General features: G+C 62.6%; 17 protein-coding genes and 1 tRNA gene. 4 read left to right on the top strand and 14 right to left on the bottom strand.

All coding sequences use genetic code 11. The features are described 5' to 3' along the window. Nucleotides 1-43 precede the first annotated feature (43 nt). Complete coding sequence (locus tag ON058_RS07240) at nt 44-880, top strand: PD-(D/E)XK nuclease family protein (RefSeq protein WP_274668351.1); 837 nt, start codon at nt 44-46, stop codon at nt 878-880. Between the two features lie 9 nt (nt 881-889). Here the strand turns inward: ON058_RS07240 and ON058_RS07245 are convergent, their stop codons facing one another. Then, a complete protein-coding gene (locus ON058_RS07245; protein ID WP_274668352.1) occupies nt 890-1,579 on the bottom strand; it encodes an HAD family phosphatase in 690 nt (229 codons plus the stop codon). 24 nt (nt 1,580-1,603) lie between these two features. Here ON058_RS07245 and ON058_RS07250 point away from each other — a divergent pair, with 24 nt between their 5' ends. Next, on the top strand, nt 1,604-2,470 hold the full coding sequence (locus ON058_RS07250; protein WP_274668353.1) for a PAC2 family protein: 867 nt from the start codon (nt 1,604-1,606) through the stop codon (nt 2,468-2,470). A 49-nt stretch (nt 2,471-2,519) separates the two neighbouring features. Here ON058_RS07250 and ON058_RS07255 read toward each other — a convergent pair whose 3' ends face one another. Next, nucleotides 2,520-3,380, bottom strand: a complete 861-nt coding sequence (locus tag ON058_RS07255) for an undecaprenyl-diphosphate phosphatase (RefSeq protein WP_274668354.1) — start codon at nt 3,378-3,380, stop codon at nt 2,520-2,522. A gap of 68 nt (nt 3,381-3,448) precedes the next feature. Here ON058_RS07255 and ON058_RS07260 point away from each other — a divergent pair, with 68 nt between their 5' ends. After that, on the top strand, nt 3,449-4,411 hold the full coding sequence (locus ON058_RS07260; protein ID WP_274668355.1) for an aldo/keto reductase: 963 nt from the start codon (nt 3,449-3,451) through the stop codon (nt 4,409-4,411). Nucleotides 4,412-4,444: 33 nt separating this feature from the next. On the opposite strand, the gene ON058_RS07265 is transcribed toward ON058_RS07260, so the two are convergent. After that, the gene (locus tag ON058_RS07265) at nt 4,445-4,729 is read right to left on the bottom strand and encodes a primosomal protein (RefSeq protein WP_274668356.1); all 285 of its coding nucleotides are present in this window, start codon (nt 4,727-4,729) and stop codon (nt 4,445-4,447) included. A gap of 42 nt (nt 4,730-4,771) precedes the next feature. Here ON058_RS07265 and ON058_RS07270 point away from each other — a divergent pair, with 42 nt between their 5' ends. After that, complete coding sequence (locus ON058_RS07270) at nt 4,772-5,023, top strand: DUF5703 family protein (RefSeq protein WP_274668357.1); 252 nt, start codon at nt 4,772-4,774, stop codon at nt 5,021-5,023. Here the strand turns inward: ON058_RS07270 and ON058_RS07275 are convergent. From ON058_RS07275 to glgA, 11 genes are all read right to left on the bottom strand, one after another. Further along, on the bottom strand, nt 5,020-6,315 hold the full coding sequence (locus tag ON058_RS07275; RefSeq protein ID WP_274668358.1) for a M20/M25/M40 family metallo-hydrolase: 1,296 nt from the start codon (nt 6,313-6,315) through the stop codon (nt 5,020-5,022). The two genes, ON058_RS07270 and ON058_RS07275, sit on opposite strands and share 4 nt — an antisense overlap. Before the next feature lie 156 nt (nt 6,316-6,471). Continuing rightward, nucleotides 6,472-6,618, bottom strand: a complete 147-nt coding sequence (locus tag ON058_RS07280) for a GPGG-motif small membrane protein (RefSeq protein WP_274668359.1) — start codon at nt 6,616-6,618, stop codon at nt 6,472-6,474. 140 nt (nt 6,619-6,758) lie between these two features. Next, nucleotides 6,759-6,847, bottom strand: a tRNA-Leu gene (locus tag ON058_RS07285). A 93-nt stretch (nt 6,848-6,940) separates the two neighbouring features. Beyond that, nucleotides 6,941-10,327 (bottom strand): error-prone DNA polymerase, encoded by a 3,387-nt coding sequence (locus ON058_RS07290; RefSeq protein ID WP_274668360.1) that lies wholly within the window; start codon nt 10,325-10,327, stop codon nt 6,941-6,943. Beyond that, nucleotides 10,320-12,017, bottom strand: a complete 1,698-nt coding sequence (locus ON058_RS07295) for a DNA polymerase Y family protein (RefSeq protein ID WP_274668361.1) — start codon at nt 12,015-12,017, stop codon at nt 10,320-10,322. Before ON058_RS07295 ends, ON058_RS07290 begins: the two co-directional genes overlap by 8 nt. Further along, on the bottom strand, nt 12,014-12,739 hold the full coding sequence (locus tag ON058_RS07300; protein WP_274668362.1) for a hypothetical protein: 726 nt from the start codon (nt 12,737-12,739) through the stop codon (nt 12,014-12,016). The genes ON058_RS07295 and ON058_RS07300 overlap by 4 nt, the downstream gene beginning before the upstream one ends. A gap of 95 nt (nt 12,740-12,834) precedes the next feature. Beyond that, nucleotides 12,835-13,629 (bottom strand): RNA methyltransferase, encoded by a 795-nt coding sequence (locus ON058_RS07305; RefSeq protein WP_274668363.1) that lies wholly within the window; start codon nt 13,627-13,629, stop codon nt 12,835-12,837. A gap of 125 nt (nt 13,630-13,754) precedes the next feature. Then, nucleotides 13,755-14,828 carry an SPFH domain-containing protein gene (locus ON058_RS07310; protein ID WP_274668364.1) on the bottom strand — a complete coding sequence of 358 codons (1,074 nt, stop codon included), beginning with the start codon at nt 14,826-14,828 and terminating at the stop codon, nt 13,755-13,757. Between the two features lie 3 nt (nt 14,829-14,831). Further along, on the bottom strand, nt 14,832-15,272 hold the full coding sequence (locus ON058_RS07315) for an NfeD family protein (RefSeq protein ID WP_274668365.1): 441 nt from the start codon (nt 15,270-15,272) through the stop codon (nt 14,832-14,834). A 153-nt stretch (nt 15,273-15,425) separates the two neighbouring features. Beyond that, complete coding sequence (locus ON058_RS07320) at nt 15,426-16,208, bottom strand: ABC transporter ATP-binding protein (protein WP_274668366.1); 783 nt, start codon at nt 16,206-16,208, stop codon at nt 15,426-15,428. Between the two features lie 11 nt (nt 16,209-16,219). Then, nucleotides 16,220-17,422 carry a glycogen synthase gene (gene glgA / locus ON058_RS07325; RefSeq protein ID WP_274668367.1) on the bottom strand — a complete coding sequence of 401 codons (1,203 nt, stop codon included), beginning with the start codon at nt 17,420-17,422 and terminating at the stop codon, nt 16,220-16,222. Nucleotide 17,423: the final 1 nt, after the last annotated feature.

Below are 17,423 nucleotides of genomic sequence, written 5' to 3' on the forward strand. Positions count from 1 at the left end.
GGGTTCGCCTCCACTGTCGGAGCCACCGCCTACGCTGGGTTTCATGTCTGCTGCACGCCGAGCCCCTGCTCTGTCCCCATCACGAGCAGGCGACTTTCGCCAGTGCCCCCACCTCTACCGACTGCGCGTTGTCGACAAGATTCCCGAGCCGCCGTCCGCCGCGGCAACCCTAGGCACGTTGGTGCACGCCGTTCTCGAAGACTTGTACGACCAGCCTGCGCGTGAACGCAGCGAACAAGCGGCCCTTGCGATGCTGGAGCCCCGGTGGCGGCTCATGCTCAAGCGCACACCCGCGCTCGGAGACTTGCACGCCAGTCCCGCCGACGAGTCCGCCTGGCTTGACGACGGTCGCCAACGACTCCGCACCTACTTCACGATGGAGAACCCGCAACGGCTCGAACCCGACGCCCGCGAGGAGTTCGTCGAACTTCAACTTCCCGACGGACCGCTCTTGCGTGGATTCATCGACCGGGTCGACGTCGCCCCTGACGGTTCCATCAGAATCATCGATTACAAGACTGGCAAGACCCCTCTCCCTCAGTACGGGGCCAAAGAGAAGTTCCAGATGAAGTTCTACGCCCTGCTGGTGGAACGGCTGCGTGGGCGTCGCCCCGCGCTTCTACAACTGCTGTTCCTCAAAGATGGCGGAACTCTCGTGTTGCGCCCTACGTCAGGAGACCTCGACCTCGTGGAACACGAGATTCGGGAGTTGTGGGATGAGATCCTCGGCGCAGCGAAGGCGGGTGTCTTCCGTCCGCAGAAGTCGAAACTCTGTGGCTGGTGCAGTTTCCAAAGCTTGTGCCCCGCATTTGGCGGCACGCCACCGGAACTCGACCCCGACGCTGTCGAGGTCGCGCTGGGAGTTCGACCTCAGGCCTAGTGTCCGGGGCTACTGAGCGTCGCCGAGTTCGTCAATCACTTCACCGGCGCTGACCCGCGCGAGCGTCTGTGCATCCCAACCCTCCAGGCTGTGGACTCGCGACAAGCCCGCTCGCGCCACCAAAGGCGTCAGACGCCGCACGCCCACCGTCGCCGCGCCCGACATCCACGCGGATTGCACCCCCGCTGGCGAGTCCTCGATCGCCACACAGCGTTCGATGTCGACGCCAAGCTCTCGCGCCGCCGTGAGATACGCCTCGGGGTCCGGCTTGCCCCGTTCCACCCGGTCCCCCGTCACCACGACCGCGAACGCGTCAGGAACCGCCGCCGTCAATGCCTCAGCCAGTGGCGTGTACGACATCGTCACCAGCGCGTTAGGAATGCCCGCAGCCACGGAGGCCTCGAGAAGTGCACGCGCATCGGCCTGCCACGGCACGTGCGACGAGATCTGGGCACGCACCCGCATGATGAGATAGCCAATGATCTCGTCGTCGCTCAGCGCAACTCCGCGGTCACGAAGAATCTGCGCCGACACCGGCAAGGGGTTGCCCACCATCTGGAGGCCATCCTCGTGCGTCCAGGTCACGCCAAACCGGGCTGCGAGCTCGGTTTCGGCCGCTATCCAGTACGGCTCCGAGTCGATCAGAGTTCCGTCCATGTCCCACAGAACGGCTTGCGGATCAGAAGGGTGCGAAGTCACGGCACACAAGTCTAGGCTGGCTGAATGACCCCGGACGATCTGAACCCCGCACTCGGCCCTGACGACTCTGTCATGATCGCTGCCTTTGAGGGCTGGAATGATGCCGGAGGTGCGGCCTCGACTGCACTCGACCACCTCGCTACGACCTGGGATGCCACGGTGCATGCCACGTTGGATCCCGAGGACTATCACGACTTCCAGGTTTCCCGCCCTTCGATCGTGCGGGATGCCAACGGCGAGCGTGTGATGTCGTGGCCCGGCACCATCATTTCGACGACCAGCATTGAAGGCTCTCCGGCAGTGAGCATTGTGCGCGGCATCGAGCCTTCAATGCGGTGGCGCACCTTCTGCAAGGAGATCCTTGACCACGCCGAGAACTTGGGCGTCAGCACCCTCGTCACCTGTGGCGCACTGCTAGTCGATGTGCCTCACACCCGGCCTCGTCCTACCTTTGTCACGTCGGAACAGGAATCGGCACGCGCCCGCTTTGGTCTTGAGGCCTCAGACTACGAAGGCCCCACAGGAATCGTGGGCGTCTTGGGCCACGAGGCTGAGCAGCGGGGCATCACGGTCCTGAGTGTCTGGGTGGGAGTTCCCCATTACATCGCGCACCCACCAAGCCCCAAGGCAACGGCCGCGCTCTTGGTACAACTCGAACGGCTGCTCGACACGACCATCGACCTTGGCGACTTGCCTGATGAGGCCGATGCCTGGGTTCGTGGAGCAGACGAACTCGCCCAAGAGGACGAGGAGATCGCCGAACACGTGCAGCAACTCGAAGCGCTGATGGACGAAACTAGCCTCCCGGAGGCATCAGGCGATGCGATCGCCGCAGAGTTCGAAAGGTTCCTGCGCCGCCGCGACGGCGGTGGCCCCAAGAACTTCGAATAGGGAGCGGTCCTCCGGCCCGGGTGTGGTGCCGGGGCCCACAGCTCGGGAACTACAGCGCAGGGATCGTACCCGCGGCAAGCAGCCCCACAATGAGGATTGCCAAGCCGATGCGGTACCAGACGAACGGCCAGAACGTGTGGTGCGTAATCAGTTTCAGGAACCACACGATCACGACATAGCCGACAGCGAAGGCGACGATGGTGGCAATCACCGTATTGGCAACTCCGGGGCCACCGGCATGCGTCAACTCATCTGCATTCGTGACCAGTTCCAAGCCAGCGGAGCCCAGGACTGCGGGAATGGCAAGAAGGAACGAGTAGCGCGCCGCAGCCTCGCGGGTGAGTCCGAGCAACAGGCCCATCGAGATCGTGCCACCGGAGCGGGACACACCAGGGATGAGCGCCATGGCTTGTGCGAGACCAAGCAAGACTGCATCCTTGCCCCGCAGGCTCGTCAGTTCGCGTTCCTTGCGTCCCAGCTTGTCCGCAATACCCAAGACGATGCCGAACACCGCCAGCACGATTGCGGTCAAATACAAGTTGCGAAGGTGGCCTTCGATGTAGTCCTGGAAGGCAAGCCCAGCAATCACGATCGGCAAGGTTCCGAGGATGACCCACCAACCCATGCGGGCATCAGCGTTCTTCGAACCGAAGCGCTCAGCACGGCTCGGCCCATCCTTGCCGGCCAAAGCTCGTACCCAAGCAGTGATGATGCGCGCGATGTCCTTGCGGAAGTACAGCAACACGGCCGCTTCCGTACCCAACTGAATGATCGCGGTGAACGCGGCCCCCGGATCCTCACCTCCAGGCAGCAACGGCCCAATGACTCGAATATGCGCGCTCGAAGAGATCGGCAGGAACTCCGTGATGCCCTGCACAAGTCCGAGGATGACTGCTTCCCACCAACCCATGACGGCAAGGCTAGCGCCCGCGAGTCGCACCACTGACACGTGCCGCCAGAGCGATAGCGTTCCGGACTATGGAACGCAGGCGAATCGGCAACAGCGGACTCGAAGTCTCGAGGCTCGCACTCGGGACCATGACGTGGTCGCGCGACACCAACGCTGACGAAGCCGGCGCACAACTTGACCTGTTCCTCGACGCTGGGGGCACGCTTGTCGATACGGCGGCTTCGTACGCTGATGGCGGTTCTGAAGCCACCATCGGCGCGATGCTCGGCGGCACCGTGAACCGCAGCGAAGTTCAGATCTGCACCAAGGCTGGCATCAGGAGAACGTCACGCGGCGGTGTCATCGATTCTTCACGCAACACCATGCTGGCCTCTCTCGACGCGTCCTTGAAGCGTCTCCACACCGATCATGTCGATCTGTGGCTCGTCCATGCGTACGACTCGGTCACCCCGCTGGAAGAGACTCTGCACGCCTTGGAAATCGCGGCGAACTCCGGTCGCGCACGCTACGTGGGCGTGTCGAACTTCCCTGCCTGGGCGATGACGCACATCGCGACACTTGCCACAGGACGCCCCGCCATCGCCGCCACCCAATGCGAGTACTCGCTGCTCCAACGTGGCGTCGAACGAGAGGTATTGCCCGCGACTGAGGCGCTAGGCATGGGCTTTCTTGGCTGGTCGCCACTTGGCCGTGGCGTGCTGACCGGCAAATACCTGGATTCGATTCCCGCGGACTCCCGAGCGGCGTCAGAACATCTCGCAGGCTTCGTTGAGCCGTACCTCGACGAGCGTTCCACCGCCATTACCCGAGCCCTCGCCACAGCCGCAGAAGGACTCGATTGGAGCATGCAGGAGACTGCCCTCGCCTGGGTCCTCGGACGCGATGAGGTTGCTTCGACTGTGGTCGGCGCGCGAACCGCCACGCAGCTGGCGCCGTCACTTCGGGCCGCTACCCACCACCTGCCGGAAGCCATCGGGTCCGCGCTCGATGAGATCTCCGCCCCTCACATCGGCTATCCCGAACGTCGGTAACGAGATGAGTGCCTTCACGTTTCGCGACGCGGTTTACTGCAAGTCGAAGTCGTCAAGGTCGTCGTCAAGGGCGTCTTCGTCCTCCACCGCATGCCCATCCAGGACATCGCTGTCGAAGTCATCGGCGAGCACTATTGGCAACGTCTCCGCGTACTCGCGATCAAGAGCATCCTCATACGTCGCAAATGCACTCGCCACGACTTCGTACGCATTGTCAACGGCAGCGTCCTCGTCCCCGCGGCGCTCCGCAATGGCCTCGAGATGTGTCTCCAAGGCCGCTGTCAACCGCCGCAGTGCTTCTCGCGCATCAACGCTCATGTTCTCGACGATAACCGTGAAAGCGGTTCAATGGGAGGTGTCATGACACACGAAGTTCGGCCCCAGCACAGGATCACCCCCACTCGCCGTGGCGCAAGCCGCCCCAAACGCTACGAATGGCGCGTGATCACTATCCCCATGGGCATGACCCGCGCCGATGCTCGCACCATGCTCACCGAGCACGCTGAGTACGGCAGGTGGGAGTTGACCCGTTCTCAGATCTTGATTGGCGGGAGTCGGCGTGTGTGGCTCCGGCGTCGGGTGATTCGACCTCAGCGCACTGACGTCGCCTAGCAGTCAGACAGGAAGTTCACCAGGACGCGGGTACCGAAGTGAAGGCTCTCCACAGGGATCCGCTCATCGATGCCGTGGAACAACGATGGGAAGTCCAACTCAGGGGGCAGGAGCAATGGCGCAAACCCGTAGCCAGTAATGCCGAGCGCAGCGAGATGCTTGTTGTCAGTGCCACCCATCAGCGAATACGGCAGCACCGGAGCACCCGGGTCCTCGACACCCAATGCCTGGATCATCTTGTCTACCAGCGGCACTGTGAATGGCGCTTCGAGGCTGCGCTCGGTGATGTAGGGCTCGACCTTGACATGTGTGCCGGCGAGTTCCTCGATCTTGCGTAGCACCTGCTCTTGTTGTCCAGGCAGGTAGCGCGTGTCGACATACCCAATGGCGGTGTCGGGAACGACGTTGGTCTTGTATCCGGCGTCCATCATGGTCGGATTCGAGGTGTTGCGAATCGAAGCATCGATCATCGGTGCCATGGCGCCCATCCCCTCCACGAGGCGGCCGATGCATGCGTCCGTGGGCTCGTAGTCCACACCCTCGAGCTCGGCAACCCCGCGCAATAGCTGCTCCACCGTAGGGGTCACGTCGACGTCCCAGCGGTGGGCAGCAATCCGCTCGAGCGCACCCGCCAGGTGCGCTACAGCGTTGTCGGTATGCACGAGCGATCCGTGGCCTTGTTTCCCCGTGGCGATGAGCTTCAACCACTGGATGCCCTTTTCCGCGGTTTGCACCAAGTAGGCCCGCTGGCCGTTGACGTAGGCGCTGAAGCCGCCCACCTCGCTGATCGCCTCGGTAGCGCCAGCAAAGTCATCGGGGTGGTTCTCCACCATCCACTTGGCCCCGCGGTGCCCGCCGTGCTCTTCGTCAGCGAAAAACGCCAAGATGATGTCGCGCGGCGGAGTTGCCCCCGCCTCAATCATCTGCGCGACCGCCGCCAGGATCATCGCGTCCATGTTCTTCATGTCCACAGCGCCACGGCCGTACAGCATGCCGTCCTTGACTTCGGCGCCAAAGGGATCAACCGACCAGTCCTCGGCGAACGCAGGAACCACGTCGAGGTGGCCATGCACCACGAGGGCATCGCGTGAAGGATCTGCGCCACGCCAGCGGGCGACAACAGATGCTCGACCCGGCGCCGCTTCACGGACAACGGGATCGAGGCCCAGGTCCGAGAGCACGGTCGCGACATAGTCTGCGGCAACCCGCTCCCCTGGCCCGGGCTCGTCACCGTAGTTGGAGGTGTCGATGCGGATGAGGTCCTGGCAGATCTGTACGACGTCGCGGCTCATGACATCAGGCTAACGGGAGTCGCGCAGTGGCAAGCACGGCTAGTCCGGGCTGCGCCGCTCGGAGTGTCCCGCGGGTCCACAGACGCGTTCCCCGGGGTGCACATGGCGAAGGTGGTGTGCTGGTGTCGCACCGGCACACCACCCCCTCCACGCGCATTAGGGATTGAAGATTGAGACTCCCGCCGGACCCACAAGGAATGCGGCCACAATGAGGATCGCTCCCCAAAGGAAGTCCCTCTGAATCAGTCGAATGACTCCGATGACACCGAGGATGACGGCGATAATCCACAGAAGGGTTCCCATGGAACTACTCCTTTACTGATCTTGCCTTCACTGCTTCGGACGACTGGTGCAACGTGATCGTCGTCGCTGGTATTCCCAAGGCTGCTCAGTGCGGAGGAGAGAAAGCAGAAGGGCCGGAACTTACGTTCCGGCCCTTCTCATGGTGTCCGAGGGGGGACTTGAACCCCCACGCCCTTAAACGGGCACTAGCACCTCAAGCTAGCGCGTCTGCCAATTCCGCCACCCGGACGAGGTGACCTGAGTTACTCTTTCGAGCGCCTCAGCGCGACGGCAATACTAGCACGCATTTTCGGCTCCAATGAAATCGCCTCTGGCCTCTGTCTCATCGGAAGTCTCGACTCTTCGCAGGCACTGCGAGTGACAGCGGCGCCAGATGCTCTGCCACCAGGTTCGTGGCGCCGTCTGCCCGCTCAATGCGACCTCTGATGACCAACCCCGCGCTTCGTCTAGCGACCGCCTGGAAACGCTTCCACACTCCCCTCGAGCACACCACGTTGAGAAACCCTGTCTCGTCTTCCAAGGAGATGAACGTCACGCCTTTCGCTGTTCCGGGCCGCTGACGATGTGTGACAACACCGGCAACCGTCACACGCCGTTCTGCCTCATGCGCGAGAACCTGAGCCACCGTCATCACTCCCTGACCCTTCAGTCCCTCACGCACATGAGCGGTGGGATAACTCCCGACCGACACACCTGAGGCCCACACGTCTGCGATCGCTTCCTCCACCTCGCTCATTCCGGGGAGCATGGGGGCCGCTGTTCCAGGCACCACATCTGGCAACGTGTCCGGACCTTCCTTGCCCAGCGCACCCGAGGCCCACAGCCCTTCACGCCGAGTGACCCCTAACGACTCAAGCGCGCCTGCTGTGGCCAGGGCCTCCCACTGAGCCACTGTCAGGCCTTTGCTGGGCGCTAATCCCCACGAGTCGGAGACACCCGCAGGCCGGACACGAACGCGGCGCGCCATATCCGTCATGGACAAGAACGGCCCCTGCTCCCTTGCCTTGACGATGGCGTGCGCTGCGTCTCGTCCGAGCCCCTTGATGGAGGCCAGTCCCATCCGGACCGCAAGGGACCTGTCGACCCGACTCAGCCGCGCAAAGTCGACGCGGACGTCTGAAGGTTCAGCGAAGGGCCGATCCAACCGTTCGACACAAGCGAGCACCCGGGAATGCGCCACACAGGGACGGAGTACCACTTGACCATGACGACGAGCATCTGCGGTCAGGGACTGAGGGCTGTAGAAGCCCATGGGCTGTGCCGCGAGCAGTCCCGCGTAGAAAGCTGCCGGCTGGTGCACCTTCAACCAACTCGAGGCGTACACCAAGTACGCGAAAGAGTAAGAATGCGACTCTGGGAAGCCAAAATCAGAGAAGGCTTTGAGTTTGTCGAAGATCTGTGTCGCCACCGCAGCGTCGATGCCACGCTCGTGAGCCCCCACCATGAAGCGTGCGCGCAGCGCTTCCATTCGTTCAGGGCTACGTTTTGATCCCATGGCTCGCCGCAGTTGGTCGGCAAGTGCCCCATCGAACCCGGCACAGTCCATCGCCATCTGCATCAGTTGCTCCTGAAAGAGCGGCACGCCCAATGTCTTTCCTAGGGACTTCTCCAGCAACGGGTGGAGGTACGTGACTGGCTCACGCCCACGTTTACGTGAGATGTAGGGATGAACCGAGCCGCCTTGAATCGGCCCTGGCCGGATGAGGGCCACCTCGATGACGATGTCGTAGAAGGTTCGCGGCCGTAGCCGCGGCAACGTCGCCATTTGGGCCCGGGACTCGACTTGAAAGACCCCCACCGTGTCGGCAGCACAGAGGAGGTCGTAAACTGCCGGATCCTCTTGCGGCAAGGAGTGCAAACCGAGGTCTGTGTCCTGTGTCTCCCTGACGAATCCAAAGGCATATTTGAGCGCCGAGAGCATCCCTAGCCCAAGAAGGTCAAACTTGACCAGCCCTGCGTCTGCACAGTCGTCCTTATCCCACTGGAGGACGGTGCGCCCCGGCATCCGGGCCCATTCGACCGGACACACATCAATGACGGGACGGTCACACAGCACCATGCCTCCGGGGTGAATCCCCAGATGTCGGGGCAGCTGCATCAGCCGGTCGGCCAAGTCCAATACTTGATTCGGGATGTGGTCCAGGTCCTGGCTCGGGGGCGGTTCAGGCCACATGGCGTCACGTTGTTGTGCAGCCCATGCCTCCATCTTCTCTTGAGGAACACGCAAGGATCCCCACCGGTCGATGCTTTTGGACCAGGCGTCTTGCTGTCCTACGTCGAACCCCAGCGCCTTCGCCGCGTCTCGGACAGCAGAGCGAGGCCGGTATTGAATGACGTTGGCGACCATCGCAGCGTTGATTCGCCCAAAGCGATTGAACACATACTGGATCACTTCTTCGCGGCGGTCTGACTCAATGTCGACGTCGATATCGGGAGGTCCGTCGCGTTCCGGTGCCAAGAAACGCTCAAAGAGAAGTCCATGGGTCACGGCGTCAACGGCCGTCACGCCGAGCGCGTAGCACACTGCAGAGTTGGCGGCAGAGCCTCGTCCCTGGCACAGGATGTCCTCTCTGCGGCAGAAGTCCACGATGTCATGAACAATCAGGAAGTATCCGGGGAAGTCCAAAGCCTCAATGACATTGAGTTCGTGCTCGATCTGTCTCCATGCCCCTGGAACGCGTTCATTGTTGATCGTGCCGTAGCGGGCATTTGCTCCACGGCGCACTAGCTCGCGAAGCCACGAGGCTTCGGTGTGCCCTTCAGGCACCGGATACGGGGGAAGGTTGGGCGCGACGAGGTGGAGGTCAAAGGCGGATTCCTGAGCAAGCATCACCGTGTTCTCCACAGCCTGCGGGTGGTGACGGTGCCGTTGCCTCATCTCGGCTGCCGATCGGAGATGAGCCCCGCTTCCGCCTGACAGCCAGCCATCCATATCGTCCAGTGATGACCGTGCCCGGACAGCTGCCATCGCGCCAGCAAGGTCTGCCTCCTGTGGCGTGGCGTAGTGAGCATTCGTCGTTGCCACGGCGGGAAGGCCTGCATCAAAGGCCAGGTCGTACAGCGCGGAGTTGCGGTCAGAGTCGTGAGGGTCTCCCGTGTCGGTGAGTTCGATGGCGACGTTGTCGCGACCGAAGAGCGCTACCAACCGGTCGATCTCTGCTTTGGCGGCGGCATAGCCCTGTGGTGTGACGGCTCCACTGAGCGCGTTCACGCCAGGCACGCCAGCACCCGATAGCGCCCGTCGGACTGAGCCTTTGCGGCAGCCGGTGAGGACCAGGAGCTCTCCGTTTCCGTCGTCCGCAAGGTTCTCGATGTTGTACTGCGCGAGACCTTTCTCCCCTGTCGCAAGATGCGCGAGGCCGATGGCGTGGGAGAGCCTGGCATAGCCGCTGGCGCCACGTGCAAGGACAAGCAGGTGGCTGCTCTGCGGGTCGGGGGTTCCGGCTGACGGTTCCAGGAGTGGTGGGCCTCCCCCGCTACTCGGCACGGCCAGATGGAGCTCTGCTCCAAAGACGGTAGGCAGCCCGATGGTTCTGGCCGCGTTGGCGAAGCGCACCGCACCATAGAGGCCGTCGTGGTCGGTGAGAGCAAGCGCGGAGAGTCCCAGGCGTCCCGCCTCCGCGACCATCTGTTCAGGATGGCTGGCACCATCCAGGAAGCTGAAGGCGCTGTGTGCATGCAGCTCGGCATAGCGAGCGTGGTCAGTCATAGATAGCTTCCAGCCACCATTGGCCAGCGCTGAAGCACGCCAATACAGCGGGGCCAGCGCTGCCGTCGGCGTTCCGCATGGCTATCTGCATAAAGGCCCGCCGCGACGAGTCTTCTGACCACCACCTCTCCACCATGGGCCATGGGCCTGCCCAGGCATCAACAGGGCGCGCTTGACCCCAGGTAGGCTCCCAGCCCACATTCCCAGCGCTCGGGTGGCGTCGGGTTGCGGCGGGGCGAGCCTGCCCTGGCTCTGCTTGAAGGCGCACCCAGGTGGGCGAGGCGCTCATTCCCAGACGTCTGTCGATCGCGACGGGGGAACCGCCGGCATCGAGCACTTCCATGGGTTCTGCAAAGGGGAGGACAGTCGCAGGCGGCGGGTCCGGGATTTGTCCTGGCCAGGGGTGATCAACGCGGCGCGCCTGACGAGTCTCTTGCCCCCAAGGCAGTGCGAGAACGCGATCCCGAGGAGAACGGCCACCCTGCTCTGCCACGGACAGCACGGACTCCACTCCAAGGAGGGCCTGCAGTCTTTCCACGGTGCGGTGGGCTCGGGAATCGGTCCCCGATGTGCCTCCCCACAGGTAGGCCTGCTCATCGCCCAACGACACGACGTCTTCCGCAGTCAGGCTCAGGGACGTCAAGGGTGCGGGTTCGGGGCCTTGCGCGGTCCCTGACAGCCATCCCTCGAGTTGCCATCGCACGCGGTCCGTCATGTGTCGAGCGAATGCCCCCGTCCGCACGCCGACATCGGTGCGCCACACCCGGGCCAAAGTGTCGCCGCGCTCGGTGCTTGCTTCGATCCGGACTCTGCCGCATCTCACCCCTGCGGCAAGGAGCGCCTCGTCGAGTTCCTTCGCGGCCTGAGCTGCGATCAGAGTGAGTTGCTCCACTCGTTCGGCTGGCTCTTCACACAGGTAACCCACACTGATGTCGTCCAAGGAACGCCGGACTACGGGAGGGCGAACGTCATGCCCACGTGCGACAAGGTGCCCCCACCTCCCCACTGCGCCGAACCGGGCAACGACGTCTGCGCGAGGGAGTGCGGTGAAGTCTCCTAGCGTCACGATGCCTAACCTCACGAGGACGTCCACGAGTCCCTCCACGGATTCGCGTTGCCGTCGTTCCATGGCAGCAAGAGCCAAATCCTGGATGGGCAGACCCCGCAAAAACTCCTCAGATTTCCCTGGGGGCACGATGCTCACGCTGCGTGCGGCAATCACCGCAGCGAGAATGCCGTCTGCAGCACCGACCGCGCACTCATACCCGCTGAGTTCCGCAACAGCTCCCGTGAGTGCCTCTGCCAAGGCTTCTTCTGAACCGTGAAAGCGAGCTGCCCCCTCGGCTGGGACCATCAGCAGCCCCGGTCGGGATATCTCCACACCTGCCACCACCTGCTCTGCCGCAGCAGCGACAGGCTCAAACTCACGGGAGTCACGCCCTTCGTCGTGACGAAGGATCGCGATGTCAGGGCAGGCCCGCTGGGCCAGACGTTGAGTCTGCCCCCGTCTCACGCCAGCGGATCGTGCAGCAGCAGACACCGCGACAAGTCCACGTCCGTGAAGAACCGCGGCTGGCGCATCCGTCTTGAGACCCGCTTCTTTCATCGCTGCGGCGACAGGCCAGTCCGGCACCCACAGCACGGCCCGGCGAGTCGTCGCCACCACGCTGCTGGGCTTTGCGCGACTCATGCGACTTCCTCGTTCACCGCCTGGCGAGAACTGCGCAAACCCCACGCATGATCGTGTTCCAACACGACCTGCACCCGCCGCGGACGGGCGTCATGCTTCGTCGACACTAGGACTGTCAACGACCGTTCTCGCAGACGCCCTTGCCCGTCCCCTAATCCTCTCCATTGTGAATGCTCCACTCGAAGCGTGGCCTGGGCTTGACCCCACGGACCAGCCGCCACGATCACGACGGACCGTTCCTTTGCCCGCGCGGCGAGTCTGCGACGGTCCGCGTCAGACAACGCCACGGCACTTCCCACTAGCACCATCTCTATGCCCTCGATGGCAGCTCCCACCGCTTGCGGGGCATGGATGCCGGGGTGTGGCACCAGCGCCACACGCGATAAGTCGATGCCTCTCCTGGCCGCCGCGAGGACACCCACCGTGGGCATTCCCATCAGGGCAGTCCACGCTCCCCGCCGTGAATTTTCCACCGCGACTTCGAGCATCAGCGCGGTGGAGCCCTCAACTCTCACCACGCTGCCGGGTCGCACTCCACTGGGCAGCAACGCGGCGATAGCGGGAGTCAAGGGCAGAGACTCCGCGATTGCAGGAGACCGGGTTGCACCCATTCGTGCTTCTACGCTGTGAAGCGCCGCCCGGGCACGCTTCAGACGCTCGTCTCTCCTTGACGCAACAGCGCCGGTGGAGACCAAGGACCCCAGAGCGTTCAGTTCCTTCATCACCACTCTCCTGCGATCACCGCGAGTCACCTCGCGTTCGAACATATGTTCGATTATCGCAGGAGGGCCTGACATCGTCTACATGACGGGTAGCCCTACTTCAACGCCCACAACGCCACCGCAGAGGCTGCGGCCACATTCAACGAGTCCACTCCCCCCGCCATCGGGATCGTCACGACAGCATCGGCCGCCTGCACAGCACTGGAAGACAGCCCGTCTCCTTCAGCCCCCATGACAATCGCCACACGCTCATGCCTGTCAGCAGCAAAGTCATCTAAGGAAACAGCGTGATCGGCAAGGGCAAGAGCGGCAACAGTGAAACCCTCGTCCTTCAGGTCGGTCAACGCCCCTGGCCATTCCTGCACTCTGGTCCACGGCACTTGAAACACCGTGCCCATGGAGACCTTGACCGAGCGGCGATACAACGGGTCCGCGCAGGTAGGAGCCACCACGATCGCATCAGCGCCGATTCCCGCAGCAGACCGGAAAATCGCTCCCACATTCGTGTGGTCCACGATGCCCTCCAGCACCACCACACGGCGAGCGCCCGCAACGAGATCGCGCAGCTGAGGCAGTGCTGGCCGCTCCATCGCCGCCAGCGCTCCGCGGTGCACTTGATACCCGGTGATGGTTTCCATCAACTCTTCTGACGCCACGAGCACGTCGGCCGTCGCGCCCGTGTGCGCCAACACCTCATTCACACCCGAAAGCCAGCGTTCACTCACCAAAATCGAGCGCGGTCGATGCCCTGCCCGCAACGCCCGCTCAATCACCTTGGCGCCTTCCGCCATATACAGACCTCGCTCGGGCTCAAGCCTGCGCCGTAGCGCTACATCAGTGAGCGAGCGATAGTCGTCAAGGCGAGGATCAGCAGAGTCAGCAATCAGCACGCCTCGATTGTGACAGGCCGATGCGAGGAGGACCGAAAGCCCCGGTCACCCCGCCCGCGGCAAAAAGAAAGGGAGGCGGCAGAAACGAGGATCTGCCGCCTCCCTATGAGGCTACGAAAAGCGGTCTACTGACCCTTCTCCGCATCCGGGTTAAACGGACGTCCCGAACGCGTGCCTGCATCTGTGGCGTCCGAGGTCGCGTCCTGCACCTCTTGCTTTGCCTGGCGCAAGGCCTCAGCCGGGTCTGCCAATGCCGATGTGATCCGCGTGGAACGGTTCGCGCCGCGTTCAGGGTTCTTGGTCAGAGGCTCCAACTCTTCCTCTTGACCGAAGGCCGCGGAGATCGACTTCAGCGCGCCAGTGAACTCGGTTGGGACGAACCACACCTTGTTCGACTCTGTCTTCGCGATCTCGGGCAGAACCTGGAGGTACTGGTAGGCCAGCAACTTCGAGTCGGCATCGCCCTCGTGGATGGCATCGAAGACCTGAAGAATGGCGCGAGCCTCTCCCTCAGCCTTAAGGATCGCCGACTGCGCTTCACCTTCAGCCTTGAGAATGGCGGACTGCTTCTCACCCTCAGCCGTCAAGATCTGCGACTGCTTCACACCTTCAGCAGTAAGGATCGCGGCACGGCGGTCACGCTCGGCACGCATCTGCTTTTCCATCGAGTCCTTGACAGACAAGGGCGGGTCAATGGCTTTGAGCTCAACACGGCCCACACGGATGCCCCACTTGCCCGTGGCCTCGTCCAGCACGGTACGCAACTGACCGTTGATCTGATCACGGCTGGTCAGGGTTTGCTCAAGGTCCATCGTTCCGATGACGTTACGGATGGTGGTCACCGTCAACTGCTGCATACCCACGATGTAGTTGGCGATCTCATAGACCGCTGCCTTGGCATCCGTCACCTGGAAGTAGATGACCGTATCAATCTCTACGTTCAGGTTGTCTGACGTGATGACGCTCTGAGGCGGGAATGACACCACCTGCTCGCGCATGTCAACGGACTGACGCACACGATCAATGAACGGCACCAGGAGGTGCATGCCGGCTTCCATCGTGCGGTTATAGCGACCAAGACGCTCGACTACTCGAGCCTCCGTCTGCGGCACAATTTGAATAGCCTTGGCCAACGCAACGATCACAAAGATCGCAAAAGCGACGGCAAGGACAATGATGACTATCTGAACTGGAGTCATGGCCTAATCCCCCTTACTTTCTGGCGCCACAATCGCTGTGGCGCCCTTGATATCGATGACAGTGACGTCCTGTCCTTCATCGATCGGCTCCGCATCATCGCGGGTTCGTGCCGACCAGACTTCTCCGCCGAGCTTGATCCGACCGGAGTTCTCCGAAACCCGATCGAGAGTTCGCGCTTCCGTGCCGACCAAAGCAGCGGAGTTTGTCTCCACTAGTTCACTGCGAGCACGAATGGACTTCAGAAGCCACGGCCGCAAGGTGAACAGCATCAGTCCCGCCACGAGGCAAGCAATCACCATGCTCAACCAGAACGGGGCTCCCAACAGGGCGGCGGCACCTCCGGCAAGCGCACCCGCGGCAAGCATGGCGAACACTAGATCCAGAGTGAAGATCTCAACGATGCCCAGCACTATCGCTGCGACAAACCACCACAGTGAATCCATGGTTACCACCTCCTATGGGAAACCTAGCAGGCACTGCGCATGCGAAGCATCGGCCTGAGGGATGAGCCTGCGCGACCCCAAGGATGACTGCCTCCACCACCAGCCCCAGGCCCTCCGTGAGCCCCGGGGCGCGCCGTCAGGAGGAACGCGAGACTACGCCTTGCGGGCAGTCCACCTGCCTTGATGTGCATGCAACGCCACCGGCATTCCATACGCCTCAGATAGCGACGCCGACGTAATCGTGGAATGAAGCGGACCTGCGGCGACCACGCGCCCCTCACGCAACAACAGTGCGTGAGTAAAGTCCAACGGGATCTCTTCTACGTGGTGCGTCACCATCACCATGGCGGGCGAGCGACGGTCACCTGCAAGTTCGGATAGTGCCGCCAGCAGTTCCTCACGTCCCCCTAGGTCCAAACCTGCGGCAGGCTCATCAAGAATCAAGAGTTCAGGGTCCGTCATCAGCGCACGTGCAATCTGCACTCGTTTACGTTCACCCTCGGAAAGCGTCCAGAACGGCCGCTCAGCAAAGTCCAACATGCCAAACGCCGCAAGGAGGTCCTCAGCACGGCTCTCGTCGAGTCGCTCGTACTCTTCGCGCCACCGACCCGTCACGCCATAGGCAGCCGTCATGACGACGTCACGGACCGTCTCATCGTCTGGGATCCGGTCGGCCAGCGCCGCGGACGTCAAACCGACGCGCGTGCGGAGATCCTGTGTGTCAGTGCGGCCCAGCACCTCACCAAGGATCTGTACTTCTCCCTCGGATGGGTGCATGCGCGCCGAGGCCAAGTTAGTGAGTGTCGTCTTGCCTGCACCGTTGGGGCCAAGGACTACCCAACGCTGCTGAGAGTCTACAGTCCAGTCGATATCGCGCAGGATCGGATTGTCGTCGCGACGCAACTGAACGCCGGAGAACTTCAGCACCTCGGTCATGGTGGCTCAGCCTATCCGAGAATTTCCTGATAAAGGCGTTCCGTACGTTCACCAATCGTGTGCCACGAGAAATGCTCGGCTGCGCGAGCACGTCCCGCCTGACCCCACCGGCGTGCGCGGTCAAGGTCGGAGACCATGTCGGTCAAGGCCGCTGCAAGATCACGGACAAAAGCATCCGGATCTGTCGGCGTGCCGGTACCGTCCTTCACCTGGTCGATGGGCACCAGGATCCCGGTCTCTCCATCCACGACCACCTCGGGAATGCCACCGGTCGCGGTAGCCACCACAGGCAGGCCCACCGCCATCGCCTCGAGGTTCACAATGCCCAAAGGCTCGTAAACGCTGGGACACACAAAAGCAGTACACGCATCCAACACCGCTACGAGTTCTGGACGGGGAAGATGCTTGTCGATCCAGACCACGCCGTCACGCTTGGTCTGCAAGTGCTCGACCAAACCGCTCACTTCTGCCGCGATCTCCTTGGTGTCGGGCGCACCTGCGCACAGGATGATCTGCACGTCGGCGGGCAGCTCTTCCACCGCGCGCAGGAAGTAGGGCAAGCCCTTTTGGCGGGTAATACGGCCCACGAAAACAATCGCAGGTCGTGCAGGATCAATCCCCCACTGCTCCACCACCGCGTTGGCGGCGGCCCGCTCCTGCTCCGTTGACGGTGCCGCCCACGCATCCACGTCAATCCCGTTGTGAATCACATGGACCTTGGCCGGGTCCACATCCGGGTACGAGCGCAGCACGTCCTCACGCATGCCACCTGACACCGCAATGATTGCATCGGCTGCTTCGTAGGCGGTTTTCTCGATCCACGAGGACACGCGATAGCCACCACCGAGTTGCTCCGCCTTCCACGGCCGCATGGGCTCCAGCGAATGCGCACTGATGACGTGCGGAATCCCGTGCAGCGTCGCCGCAAGATGTCCTGCCATGTTGGCGTACCACGTGTGCGAGTGCACCAGGTCGGCACCTTCGCAGTCACGAGCCATAGGCAAGTTGTGCGCGAGTACATCAAGCGACGCGTCCCCGACACCGCCGCCAAGCGCGTCGTAGCCCGTCACGCCCGTTTCATCGCGCGGACCATCGAAGGCACGGACCACTACATCCATGTGTTCTCGTAGCACCGCGGCCAGTTCCGTCACATGGACGCCAGCGCCTCCGTAGATGTGCGGCGGGTATTCACGGGTGAGGATGTCAGCTCGCATA

The organism is Demequina sp. B12 (assembly GCF_028823635.1).
Lineage (GTDB): Bacteria > Actinomycetota > Actinomycetes > Actinomycetales > Demequinaceae > Demequina.

Bases quoted from the DNA above. Each gene is read 5' to 3' on its own strand.
- ON058_RS07240 (WP_274668351.1), top strand. From the start codon at position 44: ATGTCTGCTGCACGCCGAGCCCCTGCTCTGTCCCCATCACGAGCAGGC.
- ON058_RS07250 (WP_274668353.1), top strand. From the start codon at position 1,604: ATGACCCCGGACGATCTGAACCCCGCACTCGGCCCTGACGACTCTGTC.
- ON058_RS07255 (WP_274668354.1), bottom strand. From the start codon at position 3,380: ATGGGTTGGTGGGAAGCAGTCATCCTCGGACTTGTGCAGGGCATCACG.
- ON058_RS07260 (WP_274668355.1), top strand. From the start codon at position 3,449: ATGGAACGCAGGCGAATCGGCAACAGCGGACTCGAAGTCTCGAGGCTC.
- ON058_RS07265 (WP_274668356.1), bottom strand. From the start codon at position 4,729: ATGAGCGTTGATGCGCGAGAAGCACTGCGGCGGTTGACAGCGGCCTTG.
- ON058_RS07270 (WP_274668357.1), top strand. From the start codon at position 4,772: ATGACACACGAAGTTCGGCCCCAGCACAGGATCACCCCCACTCGCCGT.
- ON058_RS07275 (WP_274668358.1), bottom strand. From the start codon at position 6,315: ATGAGCCGCGACGTCGTACAGATCTGCCAGGACCTCATCCGCATCGAC.
- ON058_RS07280 (WP_274668359.1), bottom strand. From the start codon at position 6,618: ATGGGAACCCTTCTGTGGATTATCGCCGTCATCCTCGGTGTCATCGGA.
- ON058_RS07290 (WP_274668360.1), bottom strand. From the start codon at position 10,327: ATGACTGACCACGCTCGCTATGCCGAGCTGCATGCACACAGCGCCTTC.
- ON058_RS07295 (WP_274668361.1), bottom strand. From the start codon at position 12,017: ATGAGTCGCGCAAAGCCCAGCAGCGTGGTGGCGACGACTCGCCGGGCC.
- ON058_RS07300 (WP_274668362.1), bottom strand. From the start codon at position 12,739: ATGAAGGAACTGAACGCTCTGGGGTCCTTGGTCTCCACCGGCGCTGTT.
- ON058_RS07310 (WP_274668364.1), bottom strand. From the start codon at position 14,828: ATGACTCCAGTTCAGATAGTCATCATTGTCCTTGCCGTCGCTTTTGCG.
- ON058_RS07315 (WP_274668365.1), bottom strand. From the start codon at position 15,272: ATGGATTCACTGTGGTGGTTTGTCGCAGCGATAGTGCTGGGCATCGTT.
- ON058_RS07320 (WP_274668366.1), bottom strand. From the start codon at position 16,208: ATGACCGAGGTGCTGAAGTTCTCCGGCGTTCAGTTGCGTCGCGACGAC.
- glgA (WP_274668367.1), bottom strand. From the start codon at position 17,422: ATGCGAGCTGACATCCTCACCCGTGAATACCCGCCGCACATCTACGGA.